Genomic DNA, 1,667 nt, shown 5'->3' on the forward strand with positions numbered 1-1,667 from the left:
GTAACGCACCACTGCTGGGTCAAACAACTTTTAGAAGATGCACCCGATTTTGATTCAGGGAAATTGGGCGCGATGTTCCTTGGCCTTTCGGCCACGCTACGCGAACGGAACCGCTTCGCGAACGCATTATCTCCAGCACAACCGGTAGAGTTTTCTTCCTGGTCTAGTTCACAACTACATTATTAGAATTAGTAAGCCTATCTGGAATGATAGAAACAATCTTGTTTCCCGATTCCCGATTCCCGATTCCCGATTCCCAATTCCCGATTCCCTTTGCTATTAAAAATCCTATACAATTATTATTTATTTAATTCAATATAAATCATACGAGTTCGGATTGTAATTCCTTGGCTTGGAGAAGTCCAACCTACAATAAAATAATCTTCGATGGCATTGTCGATGGCAACTTTAGAGTGGTCATAAACTGGTATACCAACCTTTTTAATATATTCTTCTGTTGTTTCATCAAGGCTAAAAATAATCGTTTTGCGAGCAATCCGATTCATATGCTTAATAGCTGTTGCCACGTCTTCCACAAACAGTAATGAACTTAAACAAAACACAAAATCGTAGGACTGGCTATCAATTTCAGCGAGGGCTGTTTCAATCGGCTTGTGGATGGTTTTATACCCTCTTTTTGCCGCATAATCCAGCATCTTACTGGAAATATCAATCCCTGTATAGTCAAACTCTCCCTGCAACAAGTCACTTAGGATACCTGTCCCACAAGCAATATCTAAAACACTGCCTTGATGCTGATTATGTCGATGGAAGATTTTAACCGCTTCATTGACATACTGGACATTAGAACTGGGTGCCTTTAACACCTCGTCATATTTGGCAGCAAATTTATCATAATAGTCTTCAGCACCAATTTTTGTTGACATAGTTTTTATTGATATATTTAGATATAGCAATTATCATAGCTATGATGTGCAAAACGATCCCCCTAAATCCCTGAGGGGGTGACATGAGCCCTGAAAAGCTTACTAGATAAGCCTTTGATTCCAATTCTCTTAGAAAAGATAAACTCCCAAATTGACCCTCCTGTGATTTAATGGCAAGCTCAAACCCTTATAACTACATCCAAGGTCAGCCCAAAACAGCATGTATCTTTTTGTAACACATCGGCTGAAAATATTACCCAGTAAGGATTTCAGCTTGCATGTCACCCCCTCAGCCTAAATCCCCCTTATCAAGGGGGACTTTGAGGTTGATAATCCTACCTCATAAATGCAATAAACGCGCTTATAGTATAAATCATAATCATAGCATTTATCTGATTTAGGGACACAAATTTGGGATTTTAGGAAATAAGCAATCGGGAATCGGGAATCGGTAAACAAAAAAACTGTATACATTATTACTATGATAAAGGCTATAAATGGCATTTTATACCTTTGAAAAAGTGGCTGTGAATGGGATATCCTACCTCAAGGTTGTTATCCAGCTTCGACAGTCTAATTCTAGATTATCTCGTGAAGTGTTATACTAACCATGGTCATCAATTCAGCTGACTCACAATCAGAACCACTCCCCCAAAACAGCAGGAGTAAAAGAGATAAAATCCGCAGTTGTGGAAAGTATAGGAAACCGGAAAAATTTTTGATATGAGCCTTAACTTGAATAATCACCAAGACAAATACCGTTGTATTCCTCAGCTATTT

The 1,667-nt window shown here is 38.8% G+C and carries 2 protein-coding genes; one reads left to right on the plus strand and one right to left on the minus strand.

What is annotated here, in order from left to right:
• A partial coding sequence (locus F6K38_RS41315; RefSeq protein ID WP_287360638.1) for a hypothetical protein occupies positions 1–186 on the plus strand: 186 nt, incomplete at its 5' end.
• Between the two features lie 113 nt (positions 187–299).
• On the opposite strand, the gene F6K38_RS41320 is transcribed toward F6K38_RS41315, so the two are convergent.
• Positions 300–887 (minus strand): class I SAM-dependent DNA methyltransferase, encoded by a 588-nt coding sequence (locus tag F6K38_RS41320; RefSeq protein WP_287312612.1) that lies wholly within the window; start codon positions 885–887, stop codon positions 300–302.
• Between the last annotated feature and the right edge of the window lie 780 nt (positions 888–1,667).

Source organism: Moorena sp. SIO3B2, from assembly GCF_010692525.1.
GTDB lineage: Bacteria > Cyanobacteriota > Cyanobacteriia > Cyanobacteriales > Coleofasciculaceae > Moorena > Moorena producens.